Source organism: Enterococcus moraviensis ATCC BAA-383, from assembly GCF_000407445.1.
GTDB classification, from domain to species: domain Bacteria; phylum Bacillota; class Bacilli; order Lactobacillales; family Enterococcaceae; genus Enterococcus_L; species Enterococcus_L moraviensis.
On the sequence record NZ_ASWB01000005.1, the window covers coordinates 215,995 to 240,244 of the forward strand.

The following is a 24,250-nucleotide window of genomic DNA, read 5'->3' on the forward strand; positions in this document are numbered from 1 at the left end:
AGTGGAGGGGCAAAAGTGAACAAAACGGATATCGAGATAGCGCAAGAAGCAATGATGTTGCCAATCGCTAAAGTAGCAAACAAAATTGGGCTAGATGAAGAGCAATTTGAATTATATGGGAAATATAAAGCAAAAATCGAAGTTGAAAAAATCAAAGAAAATAAAGACGGTAAAGTGATCTTAGTTACGGCCATTACGCCGACGCCTGCTGGAGAAGGGAAAACGACAACTGTTGTAGGCTTAGGAGATGCTTTGAATCGAATTGGCAAAGAGGCTATTATCGCTTTAAGAGAACCTTCTTTGGGCCCTGTTTTTGGAATAAAAGGTGGGGCTGCTGGAGGCGGTTATGCACAAGTTGTTCCTATGGAAGATATCAATCTCCATTTTACTGGTGATTTCCATGCGATTGGAGCGGCAAATAACTTATTGGCTGCAATTATTGATAATCATATTTTTCAAGGGAATGAGCTAGGGATTGATAATCGTCGTATCACTTGGAAAAGAGCCGTAGACATGAACGATCGGCAGTTACGAAATATTGTGGATGGTTTAGGCGCTAGGGTCAATGGTGTTCCTAGAGAAGATGGCTTTGAAATCACCGTTGCCTCAGAAATTATGGCTATTTTGTGTTTATCGAATGATATCGAAGATTTAAAAGAAAATCTAGGAAATATCATTATTGGGTACACCTATGAAAATCAACCAGTGACAGCTAGAGAATTGAATGCACAAGGGGCGATGACGGCACTATTGAAAGAGGCCATCAAGCCTAATTTAGTTCAAACATTGGAAAATAATCCAGCGTTGATCCATGGTGGTCCGTTTGCAAATATTGCTCATGGTTGTAATAGCGTGATTGCGACGAAGACAGCTAAAAAATTAGCCGATTATGTTGTAACCGAAGGTGGTTTTGGCGCAGATTTAGGTGCTGAAAAATTTATCGATATCAAATGCCGAAAATCAGGTATTCGTCCAGCAGCAGTCGTTGTGGTAGCAACTGTTCGTGCCCTTAAAATGCATGGTGGTGTACCCAAAGATCAACTAGACATTGAAAATGTGGCAGCGTTGACAGAAGGGCTACCGAATTTACTAAAACATATTGAAAATACTACGACTGTATTTGGCTTACCAACGGTTGTTGCTATTAATAAGTTTCCTACAGATACAGATGCGGAGCTTGAACTTGTCAAAGAAGAATGTCAAAAACGAAATGTAAATGTTGTTCTTTCTAATGTATGGGAGAACGGTGGTGTTGGCGGCGAAGAATTAGCGCACGAAGTTGTTCGTCTAGCTGAACAGGAAAATAATTTTTCCTTTGCTTATCCGGATGACCTATCGATCAAAGAAAAAATCCGAGCAGTTGTGGAGAAAGTTTATGGTGGAAATGATGTTCGTTATGAACCTATTGCTGAAAGAGAAATGGCCAAACTAGAAAAACTAGGTTTCGGACACTTACCGATTTGTATGGCGAAGACACAGTATTCACTTTCAGATGACCAAACTAAACTAGGAAGACCCACTGATTTTGCGATAACAATCAGTAATATCAAAATATCAGCTGGGGCAGGATTTATCGTAGCATATACAGGAACTGTGATGACAATGCCTGGGTTACCGAAAAAAGCAGCGTATGAAAAAATCGATGTTGATTCAAATGGGAGAATTGTTGGTCTTTTTTAGAATAAAACGAAGTATTATAAAAGAAATAGTTCAATCACGTTGATTAAGTGATTGAGCTATTTTTTATGAGGAATTCCATTAAACTAAATCGATTATGTGTCTTGACACATAGGTCAATCTCCTTTAAAATAAACACTATCATATATGTCAAGACACATAGGAGGGAATATGAAAAAAAATTCAGTTAGACATTTAACGATTTCAGCGTTATTAGTGGCAATGGGGATCATCATACCAATGGTCATGCCAAGAATCACGATAGGACCTGCTTCATTTACTTTAGCTAGTCATGTTCCAGTATTTTTAGCGATGTTTTTTTCGCCTGGCGTTGCGATCGCAGTTACGTTAGGAACGGGTTTTGGTTTTTTTCTATCAGCAACACCGATCATTGCATTACGAGCACTTTCTCATATACTCTTTGCCGTAATAGGTGCACTATATTTACAAAAACATCCAACAATCGTTTTATCGAGAAATAAGGTTGTGTTGTTCAATGGTCGTTTTCAATTATTTAATTTTGTGATCGGCTTAATACATTCTGCTGCAGAATTAGCTGTAGTAAGTGTTTTTTATACAATGGGAAATCTGCCAGAAACCTATTATACACAAGGGTACATGTATTCACTTTTTTTATTGATGGGACTAGGTGGCTTGATTCATAGTTTGATCGATTACAACATTGCGTATTTTGTGGCAAATGCATTAAGTAAACAATTTGATATTCCAGTATTTAGTCAGGCTAAAAAAGTGGAACAAATAAAAGTGGACCATCTTCCCCAAGAGATCGAACCACAACAATAAAAGAGGAGCAGCGGTTTACACGCTGCTCCTCTTTTTGACAAAGTATTTTAGACTATTTAAGGTAATTTAATCACTTGTTCAGTTTCTGGATCGAAGAAGTGGGCTTTATTGATATTAAACGCTAAGTCGACCATTTCTTCTGGTTGATGGAAATCACGAGCGTCAACTTTAGAAATAAACTCTGTATCACCTAATTTGGTATAAAGCATTGTTTCTGCACCAAGTAATTCAGATACGACAACTTCCGAGCGAACAACGGCGTCATTCATAGTATCTAAAGCAACTTGTTCACTGTGAATATCTTCTGGTCTAATACCAAAAATAACTGATTTTCCTTCATAGCCTTTTTCCACTAATAATTTATTTTTTCCTTCTGGGATGATCAATTCTAGTCCATGGCCGTCGCGTATCACACCATTATTTAGGGTAACGTTGAAGAAATTCATAGCAGGGGAGCCAATAAAGCCCGCAACGAAAACATTGTTTGGCGTATTATAAACTTCTTTTGGTGAACCGATTTGTTGAATAAAACCGTCTTTCATAATGACGATACGATCAGCCATTGTCATTGCTTCTGTTTGGTCATGAGTAACATAAACAGTAGTTGTTTCTAAACGGCGGTGTAACTTAGCAATTTCTGCACGCATTGCGACACGTAATTTTGCATCTAAGTTAGATAATGGTTCGTCCATCAAGAACACTTTGGCATCACGAACGATTGCACGACCTAAGGCAACACGTTGACGTTGTCCGCCCGATAAAGCAGCTGGTTTACGATGTAGATATTCAGTCAAACCTAAAATTTCACCCGCATTTTCTACACGTTTTTTTATTTCAGCTTTGTCATATTTGCGTAGTTTTAACCCAAAAGCCATATTGTCAAAAACAGTCATATGAGGATATAAAGCGTAGTTTTGGAAAACCATTGCGATATCACGGTCTTTAGGCGCAACATCGTTCATTACTTTATCACCAATCGATAATTCGCCTTCTGTGATATCCTCTAGTCCTGCAATCATACGTAGAGTAGTTGATTTACCACAACCAGAAGGCCCAACAAAAACGATAAACTCGCGATCTGCAATTTCTAAATTAAAATCTGTTACAGAATAATTCTCTGCATTATCATATTTTTTATAGACATGTTTTAACGCCATTTCTACCATTGTCGTCACTCTTTTCTTTTTTTATTGTATCCTTAGTATAAATGAAAGCGCTACACAATCTCAACGGAAGAGTGCACAAGAAAAAATGTATTTTTTCGTCAAAGTGACAATGAATCAATCGTTCCTGTAACTCTATACGAGAAGTCTTTGTTATAATGAGGAAAAGAAATGAATTGAGGGATCAACAATGAAAATTGCATTGATAGCACATGATCGAAAAAAAGAATTAATGGTCAAATTGACATTAGCTTATCAGCCAATATTAAAAGAACACGAATTATTTGCTACAGGAACGACTGGTTTGAAAATTTCAGAAGCTACGGGATTACCTGTTCATCGATTTAAATCAGGCCCTTTAGGAGGAGATCAACAGATTGGAGCAATGATCTCTGAGGACAAATTAGATATGGTGATATTTTTGCGCGACCCTTTGGCAGCTCAACCCCATGAGCCTGACGTTACTGCGCTGATTCGGTTGAGTGATGTTTATGAAATTCCTTTAGCGACGAATATTGGAACTGCTGAAATTTTATTAAGAGGATTGCAAGCCGGATTTGCAGACTTTCGAAATGTAGTCCACGAAACTGATAATAAGCCCTTATCTTTTTAGCTATTTTGTTGCAGCTCTCAAAGGAATATGCTATATTTCATTTAGGCTTAGGCCTAATAAAACAGAGTAGGAAATGAAGCGTTAAGTGCTGAAAGGATGGGATGTTGCCTTTCGGACGAAGGATAGATGAAAGTAGTGAAATAGCTAGACCAGTTCGTTCCACTTTTCTGTGATCTGGCTACACGAACTAGCTCTTCGGAAAAAAGATGAATAATGCTAATGGCAAAAAGCGCCACAATCAGTATTCCCTATTTTTCTGTCAGAGCTGAACAAGTTCGTTTCGCTCTTCTGTGATCTAGCTGCACGAACTAGCTTCTCGGAAAAAAGATAAAACCTGAATGAGGCAAAAAGTACCTCAGTCATGTTTTCCTATTTTTCAGTCGAAGCTGAGAGAGTTCGTTCCGCTTTTCTGATATTCGCGGTTTTGTTTTCGCATTCGCTGCATATTGTGTGTAGCAGCTCTTAGAGGAGATGCTAGAAATGAAGAAAAGAAAAATTGATACACGAACTATTACGCTGATGAGTTTATTGATCGCGTTAATGGTGGTTTTCACGCGATTTATTTCGTTTGAGACGCAATTTTTACGAATTAGTTTTACCTTTATCCCTGAATCATTGATGGGGATTCTGTTTGGACCATTTTGGACAGGGATCGGTAGTGCTGTAGCAGATACTGTGGGTATGCTGTTATTTCCTAAAGGACCTTATTTTCCTGGGTTTACATTGAATGCATTTATTTCCGGTGCTATTTATGGTTTCTTCTATTACAAAAAAGAACTCACTTGGAAACGAGTAGTGATGGCGACGTTATCAGTCACATTGATTATTCATATGTTTTTGACCCCATTATGGCTTGGGTTGATGTACGGAGTAGATATAGCCAATCTTGCATGGTGGGCACCTAGAATCGTGAAAAATATCATCTTTTTCCCGATACAAGTTGTTGCCACTTATTATTTAGGCAATAAAATTCCTTATAAGCAATTTTTAAGTAAATCATTGACGAATTTAAAATAAAATCAAGCCCCAAACGATTCCTACATCCCAGGAACAGTTTGGGGCTTTTTGTTTTTCCGCATAGTCAATTACACTTGATTTTTGAATTGTGCCTCATATAGCGCGTGATAATAACCATCTTTTTTATTGATCAATTCATCATGACTGCCAATTTCTACAACAGAGCCTTGCTCCATAACTAGAATTTTATCTGCATTTTTGATTGTAGAAAGACGATGGGCAATCACGAAGCTTGTTCGTCCATCCATCATTTGTAAGAACGCATCTTGAATATTTTTCTCAGTCAATGTATCAACAGAACTAGTGGCTTCATCTAAAATCAACATAGGCGGGTCACTGATCATTGTTCTAGCAATCGTCATTAGTTGACGCTGTCCTTCTGAAATTTTTATCCCGCTTGCGCCAATCAAGGTATCCAAGCCTTTAGGTAAACGGGTAACAAAATCAAAAATATACGCTTTTTTCATGGCGGCTTCAATTTGTTCATCGGTTGCCGTAGGATTTCCATAAGTCAAATTATCACGAATTGTGCTATCAAATAGCCAAGTATCTTGTAAAACCATCCCAAAACTTTTTCTCAAGCTATCCCGAGTAACTTGGGTAAGGGTATGACCATCAATTAAAATTTGTCCGTTATCTACGTCATAAAAGCGCATCAATAAATTGACTAAAGTTGACTTGCCTGCCCCAGTTTTTCCAACAATTGCGATTGTTTCCCCGGGCATGGCAGTCAAATTAAAATCTTGAATCAATGGTTTTGATGGGACATAGGCGAAATCTACATGTTCAAACACTACTTCCCCTGTGACGTCGTTTAAAACAAAGGCGTGTTTACCATCTGGTTTTTCTTCAGGTTGACTGATAATTTCAAATGTACGATCAAGCCCAGCTAATGCTGTCTGAATTTGAGTCGTGATGCCAGATAATTCAATAAAGGGTTTAGAAAACTGACTAGAATAGATGGTAAAACTAGAGATTACACCAATCGTGATTGTTTGATTTCCACTTAGTAATAATAAACCACCGACAAGACCGATTGAAAGATAGGCTAAATGATCAATAAAACGAGAGAGTGGATTAGTCAAAGAAGACGAGAATTGTGCTTTTTGTCCACGCACATAGAGCTCTTGATTTAAGGCTTCAAACCGTTGTTGGGAAACATTTTCTTGTTGAAATGCTTTCACGATCTTTTGATTCCCGACCATTTCAGAAACATATCCAGAAATCTCACCTACGATTTTTTGTTGCGTAGAAAAGTTTTTTTGAGATGACTTTGCAACGATCCAGTTCACTAGAAAAATGATAGGTGTTGCCACTAACACTACTGCTGTTAAAAGTGGACTTAGTTTTAGCATGAAGAAAAAGGCAATGATCACGACAGATAATCCAGAAAAGAGCTGATTAAACACAGCGGAACAAGCAACAGAAATATTGTCCATATCATTTGTAAAACGGCTAACAATATTCCCATGTGACGTTTGATCATAATAATTTAAAGGTAAACGATTTAAATGAGCAAACGCATCTTTCCTAAGATCTGCAACAGCAAGATAAGAAACACGATTGCCTAAGCGTTGGATCAGCCACTGACTGATTACTGTAATAACCAAAATCCCCGCTAAAGTACTAAGCAATCGTAAAAGAATTATAAAATCGACATTTCCTTTGCCAATCATCGTATCAACAGATTTTCCCATATAATAAGTCATTAAAACAGTTGTTAGTCCACTAAAAATACCTAAAATAACAGCCGCAATCATTTCTTTTGGGAATTGGAGTAAATAAGGCATGAAAAGGTTGAATGAGTTTGTTTCTGTTTTTTTTAATTTCATGATTCATTTTCCTCCTCTTGTGATGCGACGATTTCTTGGTAATCTTTGGAATCGCGTAATAATTCTTCGTGGGTTCCTAAACCAACCTGCTTGCCACTTGCCAAGACTAAAATTTGATTGGCCTGTTGAATGGAACTAATTCGTTGAGAAATCAAAATTAATGTTGTTTCTTTTAAATCATGTCGCAAGGCTTTACGCAGATTTAAATCTGTTTGATAGTCTAAGGCACTTAATGAGTCATCTAAAATTAAAACGTCAGGTTTATGAATCAGTGCACGAGCAATAGTCAAGCGTTGCTTTTGACCACCAGAAAAATTTTTCCCACTTTCGTATACTTTTGTATCTAAACCATCACTTAGATTTTCAACAAACTCCTTACATTGAGCTGTTTCAAGAGCTTGCCAACATTCCTCATCTGTTGCGTTCTCTTTTCCCCACTGCAGATTTTCTCGAATTGTTCCGGTAAATAAAACTGCTGTTTGAGGTGTGATTGCGATTTTTTTGCGTAGTTTCTCTATAGGCCAGTCGCGAACATTGGTGCCATCCACAAACAAATTCCCTTCACTTGTATCGTAAAAACGAGGAATCAATTGTGTCAAAGTACTTTTTCCACCACCAGTAGGTCCAGTGATCCCTAAAACAGAATTTGCAGGTATGTTTAAGGAAATATCCGTTAAAGCCAAGCCAGCATCTGCTTGATAACGGAAAGAGACATGATCAAACAAAATCCCTTTCGTTTGTCCGTCAGCTAAATTTCCCGAATTTTCTGATGGCGTAATACTTGGAACAACGGCTAAAACTTCACTCACTCGAGAGGCTGAAGCAGAAGCGCGAGTAAAAATAATAACTAAATTTGAAACAACAATCAAAGCTAGTAACATCTGGTTCATATAATTGATCAGAGCCAAAACCTCTCCTTGTTGTAAGCCGCCTATTTCTACTTTGATCCCACCTAGATAAAGTAGGGCTAAGATGCCAAGGTTCATCACTAAAGTGGTGGCTGGGGTCAATAAAGCCGAAATATTCGAAACACGAATATAAATAGAAGAAAGGTCATCGGTTACTTTATTAACATGTTTTTCTTCCATTTGTTTTCTAGCGAAAGCACGAATAACTCTAACACCACTTAAATTTTGACTGATTTGTCTATTTAGTAAGTCCAACTTTTCTTGAACTTTTTTATATAATGGTACGGTAGTTTTTATAATGAAATAAAGAATCAAGCAAAAAATTGGAAGCATCAAAAGAAAAATCAAGCCCATTTGCACATTGATATAAAACGCCATAATAACAGAACCAATACTCAAAAAGGGCGCTCGGATCACAAGACGAATCAACATCGCCAAAGCTAACTGCAACTGATTGATATCATTTGTCATGCGCGTAATCAACGTATCTGTTCCAAAACTATTTAATTCTGCGTGAGAAAGTTGGTTGATTTTTTTCATCAGCTGATTTCTTAACTCCGTTCCAAAACCTTGAGAAGCAATCGATGCGTAGTATTGACAGATCATCACGCAGACCAGTCCAATGACAGACATCAAAAGCATCCACCCAGCCATTTGAATGACATAAGCCCGATCATTGTTTCGAATACCCTGATCAACTAGGCGAGCCATAAATAGCGGTAAAACCAATTCAAAACAAGCCTCTAAAAACTTAAAAAAAGGACCAAGAATAATTTGCTTGCGGTATTTTTTTGCATAGGTGAGTAAATTGAACATAATTTTCCTCCTTAAAATAAGAGCGGTGGCTAATGAATAACCAATAGCTTGATTTCTAAAAATAAGTGCAAAAAAGTTTTCTCTTCTATTCTATATCAATTTTTCGTGATAATAAAGTTGCTCGCACAAAACCGTAATTATTTGATACAATAATGAGTAAATGCTATTTCGAAGGAGAAAATATATGAATGAATTTATTAAAATCGTTTTATTATTTTTTATCTACTCGTTTATTGGTTGGTTATGGGAGACAGTGTATTGCTCGTTAAAAGCTAGAAAATTTGTGTATCGAGGCTTTTTAATAGGCCCGTATTGTCCAATTTATGGTTTTGGGATTTTAGGTGTTCTGTACTTTTTAGAGCCACTTAGACAAAATATCATGATCCTGTACATCTTATCGACAATCTTGGTCACTATTTTAGAGTATATCACGAGCTATGGTTTGGAAAAATTATTCCACGCTTCATGGTGGGACTATAAAGATGTGCCTTTTAACCTAAATGGTCGTGTTGCATTACCTGTTTCGCTTTTTTGGGGGATTGGTTGTGTACTGATCGTGCGAGTGATCCATCCAAAAGTAATGCTATTTGAGAGATTTTTATCAGAAAGATTTGGTGTAATTTTACCTATCTTGTTACTAGTACTTATCATTAGTGATTTAGTTTATACATTGATTAACATGCAATCATTCAAGAAAGTAACGGCACAGATCAGCACGGCAGTGGAGGAAAGAAAACAAGAACTGACTGCTACCTTAACTGAAAAGCGTGCAGAATTATCAGCGAATTTGACCGAATTAAAAGAAACAGTATCTGAAGAAATCAATGAACGAAAACAAGCAAAAACAGCTGAGCGAAATTCTTGGCTCGAAGAGCTTAAAGAAGCGCCTGCAATCAAAAAATTAGTAACACATATGAATTACAATCAAAAGCGATGGGTACGTAATTATCCCAATTTTAAACTTAAAATCGGTAAAAATTCTTCTGAAGTTCAACAAATCATCAAGAAATACAAAAAAAATACCAAATAATCTCTATTTTATATAACAGTTTCTTTTTGTGTCTCATAATTGTTGCAAAAGCTGATATATCAATGATTTTATCAGTATGGCAGAGGTAGAAAGACAAAGATAAAAGGGTTGAATGTTACAGAAAACGAGTGGTTTTCGCTGAATTGTAATAAATTGTAACGCTATTGAAATAAAATAAGCTTCATAGATTAGTATAATAGGTAGAGTTGGATTTAGTTAGGAAAGGTGTTGGATTCAGTGAAAGTAAAAAAATTGATACCATTTTTAGCTGCTATCATGCTAGTAAATGTTGCTCTTCCAGTCGGTGCTGCAGCAGAGTCATTAGACGAGCTGAAAGATAAAGAAGCACAAGCGACACAAACAGGAGAATCACTTAGCGAAGATATCAATACAGCTTTGAATGATGTTAATGAAAAATACGCTGAAATTGAAAAACTTAAAACAGACATTTCAAAAGCTGAAGAAACAATCAAAAACTCTGAGGCTGAGATTACAGTAACAGAGAAAAGCATTGCACGCCGTAAAGAAGTCGTTGGAGATCGTATGAAAGATATCCAGCTAAGTGGGGAACAGCGTACATGGCAAGTATTATTAGATGCTGAAAGTGTATCAGATTTCTTTAATAAAGCATATGCGATGACAATCTTACAAAATGCTGAAAAAGAAAAAATCGATAGTCTATCTCAAGATAAAGAAAAACTGTCTGAGCTTCAAGAAACTGTAAAAAGTAAACAAGAAGAATTAAAAACCAACGAAACGAAATTACAGGACGAAGCATCAGCAATGGACGAACAAGTTGTAACATTAAAACAGCAATTATCTGATAATCAAGCAGCGTTACAACTAATTGCTAGTCAAAAACAAACAGAAGAAAAACGAATCACAGATGAAAAGAAAGCAGATGAAGCGCGTCAAAAGCAAGCGGCATTAGACGAAGCACAAAGAAAAGCAAATGCTGCTTCTCAATCAAGCTCAAGTAGCAGCTCATCTTCATCAAGTAGTGAGTCAAGTAGCAACAGTAGCAGTTCAAGCTCAAGCAGCGAAGAAGAACCTGTTGTTACACCACCAACACCACCAGTAGAAGTACCAAGTACGGGTGGAGAAGACAATAACAATTCTGGTTCAAATGGACAAGTATTGTACATGCAATCAACAGCCTACTCATGGAAAGAAGCGGGTTCTGGATTTATCACTGCAACTGGAATTGATTTACGTTCGCAAAGTAATGTAATTGCAGTCGATCCAAGTGTGATTCCTCTAGGTTCTTTCGTTGAGGTAGAAGGATACGGATTTGCTGTCGCTGGAGACACTGGTGGCGCAATCAATGGGAACATTATTGACGTACACTTCCCAACTGTTGAACAATGTTTAACTTGGGGACGTAGAAACAATGTTAAAGTGACAATACAATAAAAAATGAAGACACTCGCTGGAGTGTCTTTTTTTTGTCAGTAAAGTGTTACAAACATAGTTAGTGAAATCAAAATATGAATGGGTGGCTTTCGTTAGATTTGTTGACATTTATTAAAACAAATTAAAAAATAAGTGAATGTAATGCATTCACAAAAAATAAATGGTACACTGCAATAAAGAAAGTGAGGAATAACAATGATTCGTTTTGCAACAAAAGAAGACGGAGAGGCTATTGCTCCGTTAATTTTAGTTATTTTAAAAGATATGGAATTACCGTTATTAGAAATTATTCCAGAAGAAACCATTTTAGCTGTTCTTGCAGAGGCTGTAGCGGATCCAACTTACCGTTATGGTTATAAACGAGGCTTAGTGTATGAAGAGGCTGGACAAGTTGCTGGAATAGCATTTGGATATCCTAATGAAGATGAACCCATCATTGATGAGCCTTTAAAAAAAGTATTAAATAAATATAATTTGGATGAAGAAATCAGAATATTCGTTGATCCTGAAACACTACCTGATGAATGGTACTTAGATTCGATTTCAGTAGATGAAAACTATCGTGGATTGGGAATTGGCTCTAAATTATTAGATGCTTTGCCTAAAATGGCGAAAAGAGATGGAAAAGATATTATTGGATTGAGTGTGGATAAAGGCAATCCTAATGCGAAAAAATTGTATAGTCGTAAAGGATTTAAAGATGTAACAGAAATGATGATCAGTGGTCATTTATATGACCATATGCAGAAAAAAATCAGCGAATAACACTCGCTGATTTTTTATTTTTTAACAAGTTCCCCAACCAATGATTGGTTTATGATCTTGTTTCTTTTTTTTATTATACAACCAATAGTCCAATACAGCAGCAACACAAATACATAAAGGGGCATCTTCGTCATTTGTGACATCTAAGCTGAAATAGTCACCTGAAAACAGAGTAGCTTTACTCATGGCCATTACTTTGTGATTGACCTGATAAATAGAATAACGATGATTTTTAATATCACCAAGAACAGTCCAATGCATATGTTGAATATAATAAAAATCAGCATTCAAATTTAAGATTTTACGTAAAACTCCGACTTTTTCAAAGCCTTTATACAGTTCGAATCGTGAACCAAAAGCAAAAGACGTTTGTCTGATGCTTGCAACTAATTCACCGCTCATTGTATATAAAGAAAGTGCATCCCCGCGTGTCCCCCAACGCCCAACAAGTAAGAAAAGAGACTTGCCGTCTTCGTCTTTGACGAGGGTTCTTGTAACATTACTTAATTGCTGCTCTTGAATAAAAAACTCGGACACAATATCTCACCTCTTTTCCGTATTGTTTTGCAAGTTAGGTCACTATAAATCTTCTCTAATTGCGCGTAAAATTGCTTCACCTACGCCATTTTCTAAATTAGTAGATGTGATATATTTTGCATGATCTTTTACTTCTAATTCGGCATTGCCCATTGCAAAACTGACACCAGCCCACTGCAACATGCTGACGTCATTAAAGTTATCACCAATCGTCATGACTTCTTTTTCAGAAATCCCACGATCTTTCGCAACATGTGCTACTGCGATTCCCTTTTGGGCATTTTTATGATTCACTTCAATATTATTTTGGGCAGATGAAGTAACTGCCAAGTCTGCTAACTGTCTGATCTCAGTACTTGCAGGTGCCAATACTTTTGGGCCTTCCATACTAAAACCGATGATTTTTAAGACTTCAATATCATCTTCTTTAATCAATTCACGCATATCCTCAATATAAGTGATGTCAAGTAAAGATAGATGCGCTGCGGCCATTGCAATCGCTACTTTATAAGTCAAATGGGGCATGGTTGTTGCGATATGAGACGCAAAGTTTTCAATTCTTTTTTCTTGGCGTTCAGAATAAATGCCTTTATTGGTGGAAACTTCAAAATAAACATCATGAGCGTCTAAAATATCTAAGATATCGCCAGTTGTTTTTTTATCGATTCCTGCGGTGAAAAGCGAATTTCCAGCCTTATCAAAAACTTTAGCACCATTTAGTGTAATCATTGCGCATTCGATTCCAGCTTCGTCTAATGCAGGTTTCGCTTCTGTATACGCGCGACCTGTAGCGACCATAAACTCAATTCCAAGACGTTCAGCTTCTTTAATAGCAGAAGCATTATCCTTAGAAATACCCATTTTTGAATCTAGTAGTGTTCCATCCATGTCTGAAGCAATCAATTTAATCATAAAATTTTCTACACCTCGTTTATTTAACTTATCTATAGTTTACCATGTTTTTTCCATTTCAGTGCAGAAAAAATATTCTTGTCACTTTCTAAAAAATCAGATATGCTAGTTGTGTAAAAGAAAAGTGTCAGAATAGACGTTTTAATTAATACGAATCGAAAAATAGCATACGGATCATATTTTAGGAGGAGAAAAAATGAAGGCAATCATACATAATAGCTGGCAAAAAGTTTTAGAAGAAGAGTTCACTAAGGAATATTATTTAAATTTACGTGATTTTTTAAAACAAGAGTATAGCCAACAAACGATTTACCCAGACATGTATCACATATACTCTGCACTAGAATTGACACCATATGATGAGGTAAAAGTAGTGATACTAGGACAAGATCCTTATCATGGTCCAAATCAAGCACACGGGTTAAGTTTTTCAGTACAACCAGGCGTTAAAACACCGCCGTCATTAATGAACATTTATAAGGAACTACAAGCTGACCTTGGTTATCCGCCAGTTTCCCATGGCTTTTTAGAAAGTTGGGCAAAGCAAGGAGTTCTTTTGTTAAACACGGTTTTAACTGTTCGCAACGGACAAGCATACTCTCATCGAGGACAAGGCTGGGAACAGCTGACAGATGCGATAATAAAAAAATTAAATGAACGCGATAAACCAATCGTTTTTATTTTATGGGGGAAACCAGCCCAAGAAAAAATAAAAATGATTGATACAGATAAACACATTATTATCAAATCACCCCATCCAAGTCCGTTAGCTGCTCATCGAGGCTTCTTCGGCTCAAAGCCTTTCTCAAAAACAAATCAAGCACTGGAGCAACTTGGAGAGTCGCCAATTGATTGGAAATTGCCTGATACAGTGTCCTAAAACAGAACGATCTGTTATAGTGCAGAAGCGTGAGTCTGTGAAAACAATATCAGAATCAACAATTTTTACACTAATACAGCTATAAATAACTGTTATTTTCTTGAAGAATGGTGTATGATAAGTTTGTATAAATAATCAGTTGGAGGGTATATCGTGGAATTATTCGATAGCTTAAAATTTAAAGTCATTCGCCGTAACATCAAAATTGTTTTCCCAGAAGCAACAGATCCTCGTATTTTAGGAGCTGCAGCTCGTTTGAAAGCAGAAGAATTAATGGAACCTATCTTGATCGGTAAACAAGAAGCCATTGTGGAAGCAGCACATGCACGCGGAATCAAAACTTCGAACTTTACGATCATCGATCCAGATAATTATGATGGATGGGAAGAAATGGTTGCAGCATTTGTTGAACGTCGTAATGGAAAAGTCACAGAAGAAGACGCACGCAAGATTTTGAAAGATGTCAACTACTTTGGAACAATGCTAACTTACATGGGACTTGCTGATGGTATGGTCAGTGGTGCAATCCACTCAACTGGCGACACTGTTCGTCCAGCCCTACAAATCATCAAAACAAAACCAGGTGTTAGCCGTACAAGTGGTGCAATGATCATGGTTCGTGGCCGTGACCAAGAAAAATATATCTTTGCAGATTGTGCAATCAATGTAAATCCAACAGCACAAGAACTAGCTGAGATTGCTGTTGACAGTGCAAAAACGGCTGAATTATTTGATATCGAGCCAAAAGTAGCAATGATGAGCTTCTCAACAAAAGGTTCTGCTAAAGCACCTGAAGTGGATAAAGTAGTAGAAGCAACAAAAATTGCAAAAAGCTTAGCGCCTGAACTTGAAATCGATGGTGAATTACAATTTGATGCGTCATATGTAGCATCTGTTGCTCAATTAAAAGCACCGAATTCATCTGTTGCAGGACAAGCGACAGTCTTTGTTTTCCCAGAATTACAATCAGGAAACATTGGCTACAAGATTGCTCAACGTTTAGGTAACTTTGAAGCAATTGGTCCAATCTTACAAGGATTGAACAAACCTGTATCTGACTTATCTCGTGGCGCAAATGAAGAAGATATTTACAAATTATCGATCATTACTGCTGCCCAAACATTAATGAACTAATGAAATAGACTAGAGAATTGAAATGAAACGTGTTTCGTTTTGTTTGAGTTCTCTAGTTTTTTTTTCAATAATTCGGTATACTACACTACATAGGAACACGGAAAGAATAAATAAGTAGGTGAAAAAATGGAGATAACAATCAATAATCCAGAAGAAATGGAGATACTGGCTAGAAATATTGGTTCAGTAGCTACATCTGGTGATGTTATTATACTTTCAGGCGATTTAGGTGCTGGAAAAACGACAATGACAAAAGGAATTGCATTAGGATTAGGGATCAAGCAAATGATTAAAAGCCCTACGTATACGATTATACGCGAGTACCAACAAGGACGCTTGCCTTTATATCATATGGATGTTTACCGTGTTGAAAAAGGTGCAGATGATCTCGGTTTAGATGACTATTTTGAAGGTGATGGTCTATCAGTGGTCGAGTGGGGAAAAATGTTAGGCGTGTTTTTACCCACAGATTATTTAGATACGACGATTATTAAAGATGCTGAAGATATAGAAAAACGAGTAGTGTCGATTCAACCAGTTGGGTTAAAAGCAAAACAATTCTTAAAACGCGTTCAAGAAAAAATGGAGGAGCAAGTATGACAGAGGTTGAATTTACGATTCGGGAAGCGATCCCAACAGATGCTGAAGAAATTTTACAAGCATTAACGCTAATTGGCAGTGAGACACCTTATCTGGTGATGGATGAAAAAGGTATGGAAATGACGCCAGATGAGATGAGTGAGAACCTAGCAAATCTGTATGAATCTCCAAATAATGTATTGATGGTGGCTTTAGCAGATGGGAAAGTCATTGGTACGGCTTCTGTCAAAGCATCCTCTAAAAAACGTATGGAGCATATTGGAGAGATCGGGATCAGTATTTTAAAAGAATATTGGGGCTTTGGATTAGGTAGCTTGATGATGGAAGAGCTTATCGAATGGGCTAAAGAAAGTGACGTAATCCGCCGTTTAGAGCTAACTGTACAACATCGGAATCAGCGTGCAGTCCATGTTTATGAAAAGATGGGCTTTAAAACAGAAACAATCATGGCTCGTGGTGCAAAAACAGATGAAGGGGAATTTTTAGATGTTCATTTGATGAGCATGATGATCGATTGAGGTAAATAAGTGAGTGAGAAAAAACATTTATTTGACTATTACAAAGACTGAAACATAACCTGAAAAGTTATGTCTCAGTCTTTTTTTGTAACGCTACGTTACTTTGATGTTACAAGTTACTTCTTCCTTCCTTATGTAACCACTTGCTCTTTTTCTATATCTTGTTTTCTTCGTAAGCGCTATACTAAGGTCAGATAAAACGCTAAGGAGCTGAACGAGATGTCAAAAGGAATTAAAATCGTTACGATCGGTGGAGGATCAAGTTACACACCAGAATTAGTTGAAGGATTTATTAAACGTTATGATGAATTGCCTGTACGCGAGTTATGGTTGGTTGATATTGAAGCAGGAAAAGAAAAACTAGAAATCGTTGGTGCTATGGCAAAACGGATGGTCAAAGCAGCAGGTGTGGACTGTGAAGTTCATTTAACTTTGGATCGTCGTGAAGCATTGAAAGATGCTGATTTTGTGACAACACAATTACGTGTAGGACTTTTAGATGCTCGTATTTTAGACGAACGTATCCCACTAAGTCACGGCTTGATCGGACAAGAAACAAATGGTGCTGGTGGTATCTTCAAAGCGTTGAGAACAGTTCCTGTGATTTTGGATATCGTAGAAGATATGAAAGAACTTTGCCCAAATGCTTGGTTGATCAACTTTACAAATCCAGCTGGTATGGTAACAGAAGCCGTTTTACGTTACGGTAATTGGGATAAAGTTGTTGGTTTGTGTAACATTCCAGTTAATGCAGTCTTTGAAGAAGCAGAATTATTAGGTGAAAACAACCGTGATTTATTCTTCCAATTTGCTGGGATCAATCATTTACACTGGCATACGATTACAGATAAAAATGGCAAAGATCGTACGGATGAGCTTATTAAAGTGATGTATGGTCAAGATGATGCGAAATCAATCGTAGCCAACATCAAAGACAATAATTTGATTTGGGAACAAGTAGAAAATCTACACATGGTTCCTTGTCCATATCACAATTATTACTACTATACAGATAAAATGTTAGCGGAAGAATTAGAAGATTTCAAAAACAACGGTACACGTGCTGAAAAAGTGAAAGAAATCGAGCATGAATTGTTTGAATTATACAAAGATCCTAATTTAGACTATAAACCAAAACAATTAGCAGAACGTGGCGGTGCACGTTATAGCGATGCAGCGTGTGAAATCATCAACTCGATCCACAATGACAAACGTACGACAATGACCGTCAGCACTAGAAACAACGGGACGATTACAGATCTACCAGCTGAAAGTGCAGTAGAAGTAACGTGTACAATTACTGGAAAAGGTCCAGTTCCGTATAACTTTGGCAGTTTCAAACCGCAAGAACGTGGATTGCTACAGGTGATGAAATCAATGGAAGAATTAACCATTGAGGCAGCTGTCACAGGAGACTATGGCACCTTGCTACAAGCATTTACAATGAACCCATTGATCACAAGTGGTGATGTTGCCAAAGAAGTGATGGATGAATTATTAGAAGCGCATAAACATTATTTACCAGCATTCTTTAAAGAAGAAAACTAATTAAAAAAGCAAGATCACTCGTTTTTTATGAGTGGTCTTGCTTTTGTTTTTGCACTTCTTTTGCCAAGTACTCTACGGTATAAAGCGCAGGAACCTGTGATGTGATATCACTATCTCCAATTCTTTCAGTTGAAATATAATAAGGGATGTTTATGTCTGAAAGGGTGGCTATTGTTGACTTTTCACTATTAGTAATCGAAATAATGGAACAGTCATTCGTAATAAAATGATTCAAATAATCGATAATCGCCTCATTTTCCCCACTAACAGAAAGAGCAATCACACAAACATTTTTTGCCATACTTTTATTAAAAAAGTTTACTGGATGGTTGATAGGATCTTCTATATGAAAGGCCATACTGAAAATAGACGAAAAATATAAGGCGCCATATTCGGCAATGATTTTTGACGAACCGGTTCCGATAAAAACGACAAGATCTCTTTTAGCTAACATTTTTGCAGCAGCTTTCATTCGTTCTTGATAAAAAGCCTCTGTAGAACGTTGAATGAAATTAGTGAAAGAGGTCTCATCTACAGCATGAGTTGTAGTAGGTTCGGCCAACGATTTTCGATACAAATTCAGTTTTATTTTAAATTCAGAAAAGCCTTCACACCCAAACTTTCGACAAAAACGTAAAATACTGGCTGTGCTGCTATGTGTTTCTTTAGCTAATTCGCGAATTCGCATATAAACCACTTCATCGATATGAGAAGCAACATATTTATAGATTTCTAAGTCGATAGGACTTAAATCTGGACTGTGATCTAAAAATAACAAGATACCCACTACTTTCTTTGTTCATATTCGTTCGTTAAATCAACACTATACACAAAATGACGAACGGGCAGACCGGAATAATCTTTATCAAATTGTTTGACGATGGTCATTCCATTTTTTTCAGCAACTTTTCGAGAAGAGAGATTCGTATCTCGAATGATAGAACAAATTTTTTCTGCTTTTAATTCATTTTTAGCATAGGTGATGCATAGTTGGCTAGCAGAACTTGCATAGCCTTGATTCCAATAGCGTTTATTGACTAAGAAGCCAATTTCTAATAAGGATTCATCTTCGACATCTGAATAGACAATACCACATTGACCGACAAAAACTTTATTTTTTTGATCGATGATCGCCCATAAGCCAACGCCATTTTCTTGATAACTTTTTAAATTCCACGCTAACCAATCCGTGACTTTCTCTTTTGTAAATGCTGATTCATACGCATACATCGTTTCCTCATCTTGTAGAATCAAACATAGATCCTCAAAATCTTCGGATGTGAATTCTCTTAAATAGAGCAGTTCATTTTCAATTATTTTTTTATCCATTGCTCGTCTCCGTTAATTTAAACGTAAACTCATGATGTACAAAGGACCAAATTCTCCTTCGACAATTCTGTCTAATCGTTTAAACTCATTTTTTTCATAAAGTGTTTGAGCAGCTATATTTTGTTTGTTCACTGCAAGAACGATTTCATTAACAGTTGGAAAATTTACTTGTGTAAAATCCGGTAATAACTGCAGCGCTTTTTTTGCGTAGCCCTGTCCTTGGTATCTCTGATCTGTAGAAAAAGTTCTTAGTAAAATAGCGTGTTTATTTGTTGTATATAATGCAACATCTTTTTTTTCATCTAAAACAAAAAAATTCGTTAATTGATTATCAGTGATTCCAAGTATTGGGTGAACAAAAGGATTTTCTAAAGCAATTTTGATAGGCATTTCTGGAGTGCCAGTAAAACGTAACTGCTCATCATTTAATTGGTATTGCTGAATCAACTGAGAAAAATCATTAGTGTATTCTTGTAAGAGCATGTGAGCACACCCTTTCTATTAGTTTATTCTACCATAATAAAGCAAAAGATTTTCATCAAAAGAGTTCGAGAATCTCCTTGACCTTTCCATAACTCTTATCGTAATATAGTTAGGAACCGAACTATTTAACAAGGAGGTAAATCATGGACAGAAAAATCGGTCTAAAAATCAGAATTTTAGCCAACGAACTTAACCGTAAAGCAGCAGAAATTTTAAAAGAAGACGACGGCGAAGCCTCTTCAAGCATTCAAATGCGTATTCTTAATTTCATCCACCGCCGTAATAGCCAACAAATCCCAGTTTATCAAAAAGATATCGAACAAGAATTTGACATTCGCCGTTCTACTGCAACAGGTGTCTTACAAACAATGGAAAAACGCTTATTTATCGAGCGAAAAAGTTGTGAAGAAGACAACCGCTACAAAACAATCATCTTAACTGAATTAGGTCAACAAAAAGTCAAAGAAAACATCGTAAAGTTACATAAATTCGATGAGTTACTCATTCAAGGGATTCCAGAAGAACATGTAACAATTTTTTTTGATGTAATGGAAAAACTATCTGCTAACAGCAAAAAAATAAATAAGGAAGGTGAACGGATTACATGATAAAAAAACTGATCGCCAATATCGGCGTCTATAAAAAAGAAAGTATCATTACACCACTTTATGTAACTGGAGAAGTAATTTTAGATATTATTATCCCATTGGTTATGGCAATGATGATTGATAATGGTATCGAAAAAGGAGATACCAAAGCCATTTTGATGTACGGCACGCTTTTATTTATTTGTGCAATCATTGCGTTATTTTTTGGAGCGATGTCAGGACGTTATGCGGCCGTTGCTTCAGCCGGTTTTGCCAAAAATTTACGTGATCAATTATTTGTTCGTATCCAAGGCTTTTCTTTTTCAAACATTGATCGTTTTTCTACATCCAGTCTGATTACGCGGATGACAACAGACGTGACCAATGTTCAAAATGCGTATCAAATGATTATTCGACTGTTAGTTCGTAGTCCATTGATCATGATTTTTTCATTGGCGATGGCGTATAGCATCAACAAAGATCTGTCCTTGATTTATTTGGGCGTCGTACCGTTTTTGATGATTGGGTTAGCGCTAGTTATTTATTTTGCTCATCCTAATTTTAATAAAGTTTTTCGCATTTATGATAAATTAAATAACGTTGTTCAAGAAAACCTACAAGGAATTCGAGTAGTTAAATCTTATGTAAGAGAAAAACATGAAGATGAGAAATTCAAAACAGTTTCTAAAGATATCTACAAAACATTCTCAAAAGCACAAAGTATAGTTGCCTTTAATAATCCTATTTTACAATTTGCAGTCTACACATGTATGTTGTTGATTTCGTGGCTAGGAGCAAAATTTGTAGTAGGAAGCACGTTAACTACTGGGGAACTGGTCAGCATGTTTACCTATACAATGCAGATTTTAATGAGTTTAAATATGTTATCAATGGTTTTTGTCATCGTGCTGATTGCACGGACCTCTGCTGAGCGTATTACAGAAGTGTTATCGGAGGAAAGTGATTTAAAAAACAATGCAGATCCACTTTACGAAATTCCTGATGGTTCTGTTCGATTTAACGACGTGTGTTTTAGCTATGCGAATAACCTTGAGAAATTGGCTTTGATGCATGCGAATCTGGAAATAAAATCTGGTGAAGTCATCGGTATTGTTGGCGGAACAGGTAGCTCCAAATCAACATTGGTTCAGCTTATCCCAAGATTATACGATGTCACACAAGGCTCAGTAGAAGTTGGTGGACATGATGTACGGGATTATGATTTGAAATCTCTGCGGGATCAAGTCAGTATGGTTTTACAAAACAATGTATTGTTTACAGGAACAATCAAAGAAAATCTGCGCTGGGGAAATGAAGAAGCAACAGATGAAGATTTGGTTAGGGTATGTAAAATTGCTCAGGCAGATAGTTTTATAGAAGAATTTCCTGATAAGTATGATACGATGCTTTCACAAGGTGGGAACAATGTATCCGGTGGGCAAAAGCAACGTTTATGTATTGCTCGTGCATTGCTGAAAAAACCAAAAATCTTGATTTTAGATGATTCAACCAGTGCGGTAGACACAAAAACTGATCGACTAATACGTGAAGGAATGAGACAAGAGATTCCGGGAACGACAACCTTTATCATCGGACAACGAGTGTCCTCTGTTCAAGATTCAGATCGCATCATTGTGATGGACAAAGGCTTAATTGATGCTGTTGGCACGCACGATGAATTATTAGCAAATAATCAGATTTATCGAGAAGTTTATGAGTCTCAACAGAAAGGATTTGGTGAAGAAGATGCGTGATGAACAAAAAGGGATCCGTAAAAGTCAAGATCCGTTGAAAACATTGAAACGACTATTTTCATATATGGTAAAACAATATAAGTTTCGTCTCGTATTAGTAATGATTCTCATCTTGCTAAGTACCTTTGCCAATGTTCGAGGCTCGTTATTTTTACAAGTAGTGATCGATGATTATATTACACCGCTAATGGGACAGAGTAATCCTAATTTTTCAGGATTGTTAAAGGCTATTACAACCATGGCGCTGATTTATGGTGTTGGGATCATTTCAAATTTAGGCTTTAATCTAATCATGGTTCGTATTAGTGAAGGGACCCAAAAAACGATTCGAGATGAAATGTTTACCCATCTTGAAACATTGCCGATTCGCTATTTTGATTCGAATTCCGATGGAGATATCATGAGTCATTTTACAAACGATACAGATACTTTGCGGCAGATGATTTCTCAAAGTATTCCGAATCTGATTGCAGCTGTCGTCAGTTTCGTTAGTGTATTTATCGCAATGTTTACCATAAGCGTACCACTGACTTTAGTGGTGATCGCCTCAGTTTCCATAATGATTGTGACGATTCGGATGATTGCAGGGCGAAGTAGTCGTTATTTTGGGAAACAACAGCGAGATTTAGGAAGTGTAAACGGATATATCGAAGAAATCATGCATGGCCAAAAAGTGGTGAAAATATTTAACCATGAGCCACAAACAATCAAACAATTTAAAGAAATCAACGAAGAACTGCGTCAAAGTGCGACTCAAGCAAATAAATATGCGAATAGTTTAATGCCGATCATGATGAATTTACTAAATATTCAATATGTCCTTTTAGCTGTTGTCGGCGGGATTTTTTCAGTATATGGTGTTTCAGGTCTTACGATTGGGATGATTGCTTCTTTTCTTCAACTAAGTCGTTCATTGAATATGCCAATTAGCCAAGTATCTCAACAAATTAATTTTGTGATCATGGCTTTAGCTGGTGCTGATCGTATCTTCACATTGATCGACGAAAAATCGGAAGTAGATGATGGGTACGTGACATTAGTTAACGTGAATCGTCAGTCAGGTGATTTTATTGAAAGTGAAGCTAGGACAGGAATTTGGGCATGGAAACATCCCCATGCGGATGGAACAGTTACGTATACTGAATTAACTGGAGACGTTCGTTTTGAAGATGTATCTTTTGGCTATACAGACCAGCATCGAGTATTAAAAGATATCAATCTTTATGCGGAACCAGGTCAAAAAGTAGCGTTTGTTGGTGCAACAGGTGCGGGTAAAACAACAATCACAAATTTGATCAATCGCTTTTATGATATTCAAGAAGGTAAAATTCGTTATGATGGAATCAATGTGAAAAAAATCAAAAAAAGTTCTTTACGAAAATCATTAGGGATCGTTTTACAAGATACTCATTTATTTACTGGCACAATTCGTGAGAATATTCGTTATGGGAAATTGAATGCGTCTGATGAAGATGTCCTTAAAGCAGCACGGTTAGCTAACGCAGAGGACTTTATCAATAATTTACCTGATAAATATGATACAGTGATCACAGGTGATGGTGAAGGCTTATCACAAGGGCAACGGCAATTGCTATCGATTGCGCGAGCTGCGATTGCAGATCCCCCTGTAATGATCTTAGATGAAGCAACTTCTAGTATCGATACTAGAACAGAGAAACATGTACAAGCTGGTATGGATCGCCTAATGAAAGGCAGAACAGTATTTGTTATTGCCCATCGATTATCGACGATTCAAAATTCAGATGCGATCATGGTCATGGACCATGGACGTATTATTGAACGAGGCAGCCACGAAGATTTACTTGAAGAAAAGGGAATCTATCATCAGTTATACACAGGAAAAGTAGAACTTTCTTAAAGGAAATAAAAAACACCCACCAATTGATGGCGGGTGTTTTTTGATAGGAAC

Annotated in this window: 23 protein-coding genes and 1 riboswitch; of the genes, 15 read left to right on the forward strand and 8 right to left on the reverse strand. The window is 36.8% G+C overall.

Annotated features, from left to right (window positions below; genetic code table 11):
* Window positions 1–15: 15 nt before the first annotated feature.
* Both I586_RS16495 and I586_RS16500 read left to right on the forward strand, forming a co-directional pair.
* Window positions 16–1,680: a formate--tetrahydrofolate ligase gene (locus tag I586_RS16495; RefSeq protein WP_010763992.1), complete on the forward strand. Its 1,665-nt coding sequence runs from the start codon at window positions 16–18 to the stop codon at window positions 1,678–1,680.
* 168 nt (window positions 1,681–1,848) lie between these two features.
* Window positions 1,849–2,481 (forward strand): hypothetical protein, encoded by a 633-nt coding sequence (locus I586_RS16500; RefSeq protein ID WP_010763993.1) that lies wholly within the window; start codon window positions 1,849–1,851, stop codon window positions 2,479–2,481.
* A gap of 56 nt (window positions 2,482–2,537) precedes the next feature.
* On the opposite strand, the gene I586_RS16505 is transcribed toward I586_RS16500, so the two are convergent.
* The gene (locus tag I586_RS16505; RefSeq protein ID WP_010763994.1) at window positions 2,538–3,647 is read right to left on the reverse strand and encodes an ABC transporter ATP-binding protein; all 1,110 of its coding nucleotides are present in this window, start codon (window positions 3,645–3,647) and stop codon (window positions 2,538–2,540) included.
* A gap of 187 nt (window positions 3,648–3,834) precedes the next feature.
* Between I586_RS16505 and mgsA the strand changes: the two genes are divergently transcribed.
* Window positions 3,835–4,257 (forward strand): methylglyoxal synthase, encoded by a 423-nt coding sequence (mgsA, locus tag I586_RS16510; RefSeq protein ID WP_010763995.1) that lies wholly within the window; start codon window positions 3,835–3,837, stop codon window positions 4,255–4,257.
* A 60-nt stretch (window positions 4,258–4,317) separates the two neighbouring features.
* A riboswitch (THF riboswitch) is annotated at window positions 4,318–4,429 on the forward strand.
* Between the two features lie 308 nt (window positions 4,430–4,737).
* The gene (locus I586_RS16515) at window positions 4,738–5,274 is read left to right on the forward strand and encodes a folate family ECF transporter S component (RefSeq protein WP_010763996.1); all 537 of its coding nucleotides are present in this window, start codon (window positions 4,738–4,740) and stop codon (window positions 5,272–5,274) included.
* 68 nt (window positions 5,275–5,342) lie between these two features.
* Here the strand turns inward: I586_RS16515 and I586_RS16520 are convergent, their stop codons facing one another.
* Entirely contained in the window at window positions 5,343–7,106 is a 1,764-nt protein-coding gene (locus tag I586_RS16520) for an ABC transporter ATP-binding protein (protein ID WP_010763997.1), read from the reverse strand.
* Entirely contained in the window at window positions 7,103–8,830 is a 1,728-nt protein-coding gene (locus I586_RS16525) for an ABC transporter ATP-binding protein (protein ID WP_010763998.1), read from the reverse strand. The genes I586_RS16520 and I586_RS16525 overlap by 4 nt, the downstream gene beginning before the upstream one ends.
* Before the next feature lie 184 nt (window positions 8,831–9,014).
* On the opposite strand from I586_RS16525, the gene I586_RS16530 reads away from it, so the two are divergent.
* The 3 genes from I586_RS16530 to I586_RS16540 all read left to right on the forward strand — a co-directional run bounded on the left by I586_RS16530 (window position 9,015) and on the right by I586_RS16540 (window position 12,038).
* Window positions 9,015–9,860: a putative ABC transporter permease gene (locus I586_RS16530; protein WP_010763999.1), complete on the forward strand. Its 846-nt coding sequence runs from the start codon at window positions 9,015–9,017 to the stop codon at window positions 9,858–9,860.
* 228 nt (window positions 9,861–10,088) lie between these two features.
* On the forward strand, window positions 10,089–11,273 hold the full coding sequence (locus I586_RS16535; RefSeq protein ID WP_010764000.1) for a 3D domain-containing protein: 1,185 nt from the start codon (window positions 10,089–10,091) through the stop codon (window positions 11,271–11,273).
* Between the two features lie 195 nt (window positions 11,274–11,468).
* Window positions 11,469–12,038, forward strand: coding sequence for a GNAT family N-acetyltransferase (locus tag I586_RS16540; protein ID WP_010764001.1), 570 nt, complete (start codon window positions 11,469–11,471; stop codon window positions 12,036–12,038).
* 21 nt (window positions 12,039–12,059) lie between these two features.
* Here the strand turns inward: I586_RS16540 and I586_RS16545 are convergent, their stop codons facing one another.
* Both I586_RS16545 and I586_RS16550 read right to left on the reverse strand, forming a co-directional pair.
* Entirely contained in the window at window positions 12,060–12,575 is a 516-nt protein-coding gene (locus I586_RS16545) for an LURP-one-related/scramblase family protein (protein ID WP_010764002.1), read from the reverse strand.
* A 42-nt stretch (window positions 12,576–12,617) separates the two neighbouring features.
* Complete coding sequence (locus I586_RS16550) at window positions 12,618–13,487, reverse strand: Cof-type HAD-IIB family hydrolase (RefSeq protein WP_010764003.1); 870 nt, start codon at window positions 13,485–13,487, stop codon at window positions 12,618–12,620.
* A gap of 196 nt (window positions 13,488–13,683) precedes the next feature.
* Between I586_RS16550 and I586_RS16555 the strand changes: the two genes are divergently transcribed.
* The 5 genes from I586_RS16555 (at window position 13,684) to I586_RS16575 (ending at window position 18,167) form a co-directional block, all read left to right on the forward strand.
* Window positions 13,684–14,367 (forward strand): uracil-DNA glycosylase, encoded by a 684-nt coding sequence (locus tag I586_RS16555; RefSeq protein ID WP_010764004.1) that lies wholly within the window; start codon window positions 13,684–13,686, stop codon window positions 14,365–14,367.
* 153 nt (window positions 14,368–14,520) lie between these two features.
* Window positions 14,521–15,501 (forward strand): phosphate acetyltransferase, encoded by a 981-nt coding sequence (pta, locus tag I586_RS16560; RefSeq protein ID WP_010764005.1) that lies wholly within the window; start codon window positions 14,521–14,523, stop codon window positions 15,499–15,501.
* A gap of 126 nt (window positions 15,502–15,627) precedes the next feature.
* Window positions 15,628–16,101 carry a tRNA (adenosine(37)-N6)-threonylcarbamoyltransferase complex ATPase subunit type 1 TsaE gene (gene tsaE, locus I586_RS16565; protein WP_010764006.1) on the forward strand — a complete coding sequence of 158 codons (474 nt, stop codon included), beginning with the start codon at window positions 15,628–15,630 and terminating at the stop codon, window positions 16,099–16,101.
* On the forward strand, window positions 16,098–16,619 hold the full coding sequence (locus I586_RS16570) for a GNAT family N-acetyltransferase (RefSeq protein WP_010764007.1): 522 nt from the start codon (window positions 16,098–16,100) through the stop codon (window positions 16,617–16,619). The genes tsaE and I586_RS16570 overlap by 4 nt, the downstream gene beginning before the upstream one ends.
* Window positions 16,620–16,838: 219 nt before the next feature.
* Window positions 16,839–18,167, forward strand: a complete 1,329-nt coding sequence (locus tag I586_RS16575; RefSeq protein WP_010764008.1) for a 6-phospho-beta-glucosidase — start codon at window positions 16,839–16,841, stop codon at window positions 18,165–18,167.
* A 25-nt stretch (window positions 18,168–18,192) separates the two neighbouring features.
* Here I586_RS16575 and I586_RS16580 read toward each other — a convergent pair whose 3' ends face one another.
* The 3 genes from I586_RS16580 to I586_RS16590 are packed head-to-tail and all read right to left on the reverse strand — an operon-like array spanning window position 18,193 to window position 19,979.
* Complete coding sequence (locus I586_RS16580) at window positions 18,193–18,945, reverse strand: MurR/RpiR family transcriptional regulator (protein ID WP_034702858.1); 753 nt, start codon at window positions 18,943–18,945, stop codon at window positions 18,193–18,195.
* Between the two features lie 8 nt (window positions 18,946–18,953).
* Window positions 18,954–19,496, reverse strand: coding sequence for a GNAT family N-acetyltransferase (locus I586_RS16585; protein ID WP_010764010.1), 543 nt, complete (start codon window positions 19,494–19,496; stop codon window positions 18,954–18,956).
* 12 nt (window positions 19,497–19,508) lie between these two features.
* Window positions 19,509–19,979: a GNAT family N-acetyltransferase gene (locus I586_RS16590; RefSeq protein WP_010764011.1), complete on the reverse strand. Its 471-nt coding sequence runs from the start codon at window positions 19,977–19,979 to the stop codon at window positions 19,509–19,511.
* Between the two features lie 143 nt (window positions 19,980–20,122).
* Between I586_RS16590 and I586_RS16595 the strand changes: the two genes are divergently transcribed.
* The 3 genes from I586_RS16595 to I586_RS16605 are packed head-to-tail and all read left to right on the forward strand — an operon-like array spanning window position 20,123 to window position 24,199.
* Window positions 20,123–20,587, forward strand: coding sequence for a MarR family winged helix-turn-helix transcriptional regulator (locus I586_RS16595; RefSeq protein WP_010764012.1), 465 nt, complete (start codon window positions 20,123–20,125; stop codon window positions 20,585–20,587).
* Window positions 20,584–22,320 (forward strand): ABC transporter ATP-binding protein, encoded by a 1,737-nt coding sequence (locus I586_RS16600; RefSeq protein WP_010764013.1) that lies wholly within the window; start codon window positions 20,584–20,586, stop codon window positions 22,318–22,320. Before I586_RS16595 ends, I586_RS16600 begins: the two co-directional genes overlap by 4 nt.
* On the forward strand, window positions 22,313–24,199 hold the full coding sequence (locus tag I586_RS16605; RefSeq protein WP_010764014.1) for an ABC transporter ATP-binding protein: 1,887 nt from the start codon (window positions 22,313–22,315) through the stop codon (window positions 24,197–24,199). The genes I586_RS16600 and I586_RS16605 overlap by 8 nt, the downstream gene beginning before the upstream one ends.
* Window positions 24,200–24,250 lie beyond the last annotated feature (51 nt).

Bases quoted from the DNA above. Each gene is read 5' to 3' on its own strand.
- I586_RS16500 (WP_010763993.1), top strand. From the start codon at position 1,849: ATGAAAAAAAATTCAGTTAGACATTTAACGATTTCAGCGTTATTAGTG.
- I586_RS16505 (WP_010763994.1), bottom strand. From the start codon at position 3,647: ATGGTAGAAATGGCGTTAAAACATGTCTATAAAAAATATGATAATGCA.
- mgsA (WP_010763995.1), top strand. From the start codon at position 3,835: ATGAAAATTGCATTGATAGCACATGATCGAAAAAAAGAATTAATGGTC.
- I586_RS16515 (WP_010763996.1), top strand. From the start codon at position 4,738: ATGAAGAAAAGAAAAATTGATACACGAACTATTACGCTGATGAGTTTA.
- I586_RS16520 (WP_010763997.1), bottom strand. From the start codon at position 7,106: ATGAAATTAAAAAAAACAGAAACAAACTCATTCAACCTTTTCATGCCT.
- I586_RS16525 (WP_010763998.1), bottom strand. From the start codon at position 8,830: ATGTTCAATTTACTCACCTATGCAAAAAAATACCGCAAGCAAATTATT.
- I586_RS16530 (WP_010763999.1), top strand. From the start codon at position 9,015: ATGAATGAATTTATTAAAATCGTTTTATTATTTTTTATCTACTCGTTT.
- I586_RS16540 (WP_010764001.1), top strand. From the start codon at position 11,469: ATGATTCGTTTTGCAACAAAAGAAGACGGAGAGGCTATTGCTCCGTTA.
- I586_RS16550 (WP_010764003.1), bottom strand. From the start codon at position 13,487: ATGATTAAATTGATTGCTTCAGACATGGATGGAACACTACTAGATTCA.
- I586_RS16555 (WP_010764004.1), top strand. From the start codon at position 13,684: ATGAAGGCAATCATACATAATAGCTGGCAAAAAGTTTTAGAAGAAGAG.
- tsaE (WP_010764006.1), top strand. From the start codon at position 15,628: ATGGAGATAACAATCAATAATCCAGAAGAAATGGAGATACTGGCTAGA.
- I586_RS16570 (WP_010764007.1), top strand. From the start codon at position 16,098: ATGACAGAGGTTGAATTTACGATTCGGGAAGCGATCCCAACAGATGCT.
- I586_RS16575 (WP_010764008.1), top strand. From the start codon at position 16,839: ATGTCAAAAGGAATTAAAATCGTTACGATCGGTGGAGGATCAAGTTAC.
- I586_RS16585 (WP_010764010.1), bottom strand. From the start codon at position 19,496: ATGGATAAAAAAATAATTGAAAATGAACTGCTCTATTTAAGAGAATTC.
- I586_RS16590 (WP_010764011.1), bottom strand. From the start codon at position 19,979: ATGCTCTTACAAGAATACACTAATGATTTTTCTCAGTTGATTCAGCAA.
- I586_RS16595 (WP_010764012.1), top strand. From the start codon at position 20,123: ATGGACAGAAAAATCGGTCTAAAAATCAGAATTTTAGCCAACGAACTT.
- I586_RS16600 (WP_010764013.1), top strand. From the start codon at position 20,584: ATGATAAAAAAACTGATCGCCAATATCGGCGTCTATAAAAAAGAAAGT.
- I586_RS16605 (WP_010764014.1), top strand. From the start codon at position 22,313: ATGCGTGATGAACAAAAAGGGATCCGTAAAAGTCAAGATCCGTTGAAA.